Annotated in this window: 4 protein-coding genes; 3 read left to right on the top strand and 1 reads right to left on the bottom strand. The window is 72.4% G+C overall.

All coding sequences use genetic code 11. The annotated features are described in order from the left end of the window. Positions 1-223: 223 nt before the first annotated feature. A complete protein-coding gene (locus ACIBBF_RS22370) occupies positions 224-1,600 on the bottom strand; it encodes an FAD-binding oxidoreductase (protein ID WP_397417756.1) in 1,377 nt (458 codons plus the stop codon). Positions 1,601-1,840: 240 nt separating this feature from the next. On the opposite strand from ACIBBF_RS22370, the gene ACIBBF_RS22365 reads away from it, so the two are divergent. From ACIBBF_RS22365 to ACIBBF_RS22355, 3 genes are all read left to right on the top strand, one after another. Beyond that, positions 1,841-2,695 carry an NPP1 family protein gene (locus tag ACIBBF_RS22365; protein WP_397417754.1) on the top strand — a complete coding sequence of 285 codons (855 nt, stop codon included), beginning with the start codon at positions 1,841-1,843 and terminating at the stop codon, positions 2,693-2,695. Positions 2,696-2,868: 173 nt separating this feature from the next. Next, complete coding sequence (locus ACIBBF_RS22360; protein WP_397417752.1) at positions 2,869-3,021, top strand: hypothetical protein; 153 nt, start codon at positions 2,869-2,871, stop codon at positions 3,019-3,021. Continuing rightward, on the top strand, positions 3,018-4,448 hold the full coding sequence (locus ACIBBF_RS22355) for a phenylacetate--CoA ligase family protein (protein ID WP_397417750.1): 1,431 nt from the start codon (positions 3,018-3,020) through the stop codon (positions 4,446-4,448). Before ACIBBF_RS22360 ends, ACIBBF_RS22355 begins: the two co-directional genes overlap by 4 nt. Positions 4,449-5,029 lie beyond the last annotated feature (581 nt).

The raw sequence follows: 5,029 nt of genomic DNA, 5'->3' as shown, positions 1-5,029 counted from the left end.
GTGGGGCCCCCCCCGGGGGGCGGGGCGCGGGGGGGGGCGCGGGGGCGGGGGGGGGGGGCCCGGCCCGGGGGCGGGGGGGGGGGGCGGGGGGGGGGCGCGGGGGGGGGGGGGCGCCCGGCCCGCCCCCGGGCCGGCAGGTCATCCCTTACCTGCCGGCCCATGCCTCGCCAGGTGCGGTCACCCCGCTGAGAGCCCCCGGCACCGACGAGGCGGTCGGGACGGTTCAGCCCTGGGCGGGGCTGACCGGGTGGTTGGCGCGGATCATGTCCGCGGGGTCGTAGAGAGCCTTGATGCTCTGCAGGCGGTGCAGCGCCGCCGTGTGCGCGAACGGCGCACCGCCGGGACGCTCGGCGAAGTTCAGGTACGAGACCGGGGCGGTCCACGGGCGGAGCATGTCGCGCAGCCGGTCCAGGGCGATGTGGGTGGCCTTCACGGCGGTCTCGTCCGGGGTGATCGTGGCCGAGAAGATCGCGTACCCGGCGGCGAACCCGGACACCACGCCGCCACGTGCCGTGTCGGGGGAGAAGGCCCCGCCGAGGTGCCGGATCTCCGTGCTGAGCAACCCGAAGTCCTGGCCCGGCCCCGTGACCGCCAGGAAGGCGTCCAGGGCCTCGAGGGGCAGGTCGGTCAGGAGGAAGCCGTCCCCCGTGCCCGGCACCGGAGTGGGCGGATCCATGTGGATGGCGGCCAGCTCGGCAGGCTCCGACGGGTGGACGGTATCCATCACCGGGCCGAGGATGCGCAGGGGCTCGAGGGCCTCGTCGGTCGCCTCCCGCCCCAGGAGCGAGACCAGCTCGATCGTGACGAAGGACTGTCCGCGCACGGGCTCGGGGATCTCGGGCAGGGGCGGGAAGCGCAGGAGCCGGCCGATCGAGGTGATCGCGTCCGGGACGACCCGTGTCCACCGCTGCCAGGTCTGCAGCACCTCGGCTGCCTGGTCGAGGGGGAAGAACAGGGCGCCGCCGTGCAGGTCGGGCACCGGCACCAGGCCGATCTCCAGGGCTGTCACGACGGCGAAGCTGCCGCCGCCGCCGCGCAGCGCCCAGAACAGCTCGGGCTCGTTCCGGGCGTCGACGTGCCGCCGGACGCCGTCGGCGGTCACGACGTCGGCCGACACGACGTGGTTGGCGGCGACGCCGTGGGTGCGTCCCAGCCAGGACATGCCGCCGCCGAGCGTGTAGCCGACGACGCCGACGTCAGGTGCCGTACCCGCGAGACCCGCCAGGCCGTACGGGGCCGCGGCGGCGGTCACGTCGCCCCACACGACTCCCGCCTCCACGCGGGCCGTGCGCGCGGCGGGGTCCACGGTGATGCCGGTCAGCCCGGAGGTGCGCAGGAGCACCGTGCCGGCGAGTGGCCCGAGGGGGCCGGCGTTGTGGCCGGTCGACTGGGCGGCCACCCGCAGGCCCGCGGTACGGGCGGCGTCGACGGTCGTGACCACGTCACGCACGGAGGCGGCCGCCACGACCGCTTCGGGGCGCTGGTCGACGGTGAGCTGCCAGGCCTGACGTGCTTCGTCCCAGCCGTCCTCCCCGGGGAGGAACAGGCTGCCGTCGAGCTCCGCGCGCAGCGTCGCGGCATCGAGGCGGTTGATGGACATGGGGTACTCCTCTTCGATCGAAAGTGACGCTCCCGACCCTCCACCCCGCGTATCGACGTCCGGTCGACACGGTGTCGACACGCTGCCCACGGTCCGCGCGCCCCGTCGGTGCACCTGTCGACAGGTCGTCGACCGGGCGGCGCCAGTGTTGCTCCCGGCGCCGGACAGGCGCCGTCCCGCTGTCACGGGACCAGGACGGACGCGCCCCTACGGGGCGTGCCACGGTTCGAGAGGCACTCCATGCCAGAGATCTATCGACCCGCACCGGGATCGGGTGCGGCGTCACGGCCGCACCGGCCCGAACGGCCCGCGGGCGTGCGGTTCACCGCGATCATGATGACCACCCTGCTCGCGCTCGTCCTCCCGGCCACCGCGGCGCACGCGGACCCGCCGCAGGCGCTGCCGGAGAGCGCCGGGGACTGGGACACCGCCTTCTCACCGATCTACGACTACGACACCGACGGCTGCTACCCCACACCGGCCATCGGCCCGGACGGCACGATCGCGCCCGGTCTCGGGATCGGCGGAGACATGAACGGGCAGTGCCGCGACTGGTGGGACCTGGACAACACCCAGACCTACTCGCGCGCCAAGTGCAACAACGGCTGGTGCGCGTTCATGTACGCCAGCTACTTCGAGAAGGACCAGGCCGCGCACGGTGGCGGGGCGTCCGGCCACCGCCACGACTGGGAGCACGTCGTGGTCTGGGTCAAGCACACCTGCGGGCCGCAGGGCTGCACCACCAACCCCCGGGTCGAGTACGTGTCCGTCACCCACCACAACTCGTCCCTGACCTGGCCCCGCTCGGAGGTCCTCTTCCTCGGCGAGCACCCCAAGATCGTCTACCACAAGGACGGTGTCTCCACCCACGTCTTCCGCCGGGCCAACAGCAACGACGACCCGCCGGAGAACCATTACCGCACCTGGCGTCAGCCCCCGATCATCGACTGGAACCACTGGCCCAGCACCTGGCTGCGCGACCGCCTCGTGAACGCCGACTTCGGTTCGGCCGCGATCAAGATCAAGGACTGGGAGTTCGAGTTCTGGCTCGAGCAGATGAAGCCGGCCGGGATCCCGTTCCAGCCCTGGGCGTGACACGCACCGCGCCCGTCGCGTGACACACCGGAGGTGCCGACGGCTCCGAGCCGTCGGCACCTCCGGCAACGGTCGGACCGCATCGACGTGATGTCGACCGTGTGTCGACCGGTCTGCCGTGTCCTGGGTGTCGTCCCGAGCCTGGGCCACCCTTCTCGTCACAGGAGCGTCAGATGCAACACCTCGTGCAGTACACCGTCCTCACCTCGGTGATGGCCCGAGCGACGACCAGGGCCCGTCACCTGGACACCGACCTCCGACGCCGGCCGGACGAGCCGCTCACCGGCTGCCGCCACGTCACCGCCCAGGAGGTGGACCTGCCGTGAGCCGCACGACGACAGACCCGGTCCTCGCCCTCTTCCACGACGCGGTCGAGACCGTGCCCGCCTACCCGGCGTTCCTGCGGGAGCTGGGCCTGGACCCGTCCTCGGTCCGCGACCCGTCCCAGATCCCCCTGACGACGAAGGAGAACTATCACCACCGCTACCCTCTCGCAGACCGCTGCCGGTACGGGCGGCTCGCCGACGCCGTCGCCGTCGCGCTCTCGTCCGGTTCGTCCGGTGCGCCGACCGTCTGGCCGCGCTCGGCCCTCGACGAGCGCACCGTCGCGGAGCGGTTCGAGCAGGTATTCCGCGACGGCTTCGACGCCGCCCGCCGCAGCACGCTCGCCGTGGTCTGCTTCGCGCTGGGCAACTGGGTTGGGGGCATGTACACCGTGGCGGCGGGCCGCCACCTGTCGGCCAAGGGCTACCCGATCACCCTCGCGACGCCGGGCAACGACGTCGACGAGATCCTCCGGGTCGTCGACCAGCTCGCCGGGCAGTACGACCAGACGGTCCTGCTGGGCTACCCGCCGTTCGTGAAGAACGTGATCGACGCCGGGTCTGCCCGCGGCGTCGACTGGTCGAGGTACCGGATCAGGCTGGTCCTGGCCGGCGAGGTGTTCAGTGAGCAGTGGCGCGACCTCGTTGGCCACCGGGCAGGCATCCGGGACCCGGCCACCGGCATCGCGTCCCTGTACGGCACGGCCGACGCCGGAGTACTGGCCAACGAGACCCCCCTCAGTGTCCGGATCCGGCGCTTCGCAGCCGAACGCCCCGACATCGCGTCGGAGCTCTTCGGCCGGTCCCGCCTCCCGACCCTCCTGCAGTACGACCCGGCCGCGCGCCAGTTCGAGGCCGGGCCGGACGGCACACTCGTGTTCAGCGCGGACGGGACCGTTCCGCTGGTGCGGTACCACATCGCCGACGAGGGCGGCCTCTACCCGTACGACGAGCTGCTCGGACGGTGCCGGGACGCGGGGTTCGACCCGGGTCCCGGCCCGGAGCTGCCCTTCGTGTACGTCTTCGGGCGGTCCCTGTTCACCGTCTCGTACTTCGGTGCCAACATCTACCCGGAGAACGTGACCGTCGGCCTGGAGCGCGCACCCGTCAGCGACTGGACGACCGGCCGGTTCGTGCTGGACACGGTCGAGGACACCGACCGTGACCGCCGGTTGACGGTGGTGGTGGAGCTGGCCGACGGAGCAGAACCCTCCGCGGACCGCGAGCGGCTGGTGGCCGACTCGATCCGGACGGAGCTCCTGCGGCTCAACAGCGAGTTCGCGCACTACGTCCCGTCGGCCTGTCAGACACCTCAGGTGGACCTCAGACGGTCCGGCGACCCCGAGTACTTCTCGCGCGGTGTCAAGCACCGGTACACCCGTGGTCCGGTGCCGGGAGCGAGCGACCGGGACCGGCCAGGGACACGGTGACTCCCGTGGACTTCGCTGCCGCGCAGGCACATGCCCGGACGATCGCCGAGACCGACGAGTCGGACCCGTCGGTGCTGCCTGGAGCCGGCGGCGCCGCGGTCCGGGTCGACCCGCTGGGAGCCGGTCAAGTGGCGCGGCCCAGGATGTCGGCCCTCCGGGACCTGGATATTCCGTGCCTGCAGGGCGCCAGCTCTGCAGACGGCCAACGCGTCTCATCTGGTGTCCGTCACGCCTGTTGGCTATGACCGACAGAACCGGCAACCGATCGACGAATCCCCAGTGGTGCCCCATCGGGAGCCTTGACGGTGCAACGCACCAGTTCAGCGCCTCAACGCTCGTTCATGGGGGAAACGTACGGCTCTGCCCGATCTAGGTCGACCACCACGAGTGGAGTGGCGCGGTCCTGATTCCTCCGGCCTGCCGGGCGGCCCGGACCCGCGCTGGCGAGTACCGCCGCTCGTGGGCACGCTGGACGCAGCCGACGGACGCAGCCGACGGACGCAGCCGACGGACGCAGCCGACGGACGCAGCCGACGGACGCAGCCGACGGACGCAGCCGACGGACGCAGCCGACGGACGCA

It is taken from the genome of Promicromonospora sp. NPDC050880 (genome assembly GCF_044456525.1).
Lineage (GTDB): Bacteria > Actinomycetota > Actinomycetes > Actinomycetales > Cellulomonadaceae > Promicromonospora.
The sequence above is the reverse complement of the archived record's forward strand: the minus strand, read 5'-3'. Positions and strand labels throughout refer to the sequence as shown.